Origin of the sequence: Mesorhizobium sp. M8A.F.Ca.ET.207.01.1.1 (assembly GCF_004794715.1) — a bacterium.
Classification (GTDB): domain Bacteria; phylum Pseudomonadota; class Alphaproteobacteria; order Rhizobiales; family Rhizobiaceae; genus Mesorhizobium.
In genome coordinates, this window is sequence record NZ_SRUS01000371.1 from 1 (window position 1) to 322 (window position 322).

General features: G+C 65.8%; 1 protein-coding gene. It reads left to right on the forward strand.

Annotated elements, in window-relative coordinates; translation table 11 throughout:
* On the forward strand, window positions 1-255 hold a 255-nt coding region (locus EN850_RS34970), incomplete at its 5' end, for a PhzF family phenazine biosynthesis protein (protein WP_136093029.1).
* Window positions 256-322: the final 67 nt, after the last annotated feature.

Sequence of the window (322 nt, forward strand, 5' to 3'; positions counted from 1 at the left end):
GCCTTTGCCGAGACGCCGCGCCTTGTCCACACACGCAATCCCTTTGCCTCCGGCGGCGTCTACGAGGATCCGGCGACGGGCGCTTCTACCGCCGCCTTTGCCGGCTATCTGCGCGATCTCGGCTGGCCGCATGGCGGAGCTATCGACGTCGTCCAGGGCGAGGACATGGGCATGCGCTCGCGGATCCATGCCGATATTCCGCCGACGCTGGGCAGTTCGATCCGGGTTTCGGGAACGGCGCGGCTTATGGATTGAATGCCTGGATCGGCCGCTTGAGGCCGAGATGGTCCCGCAGCGTGCGGCCTTCATAGTCCTTGCGGAA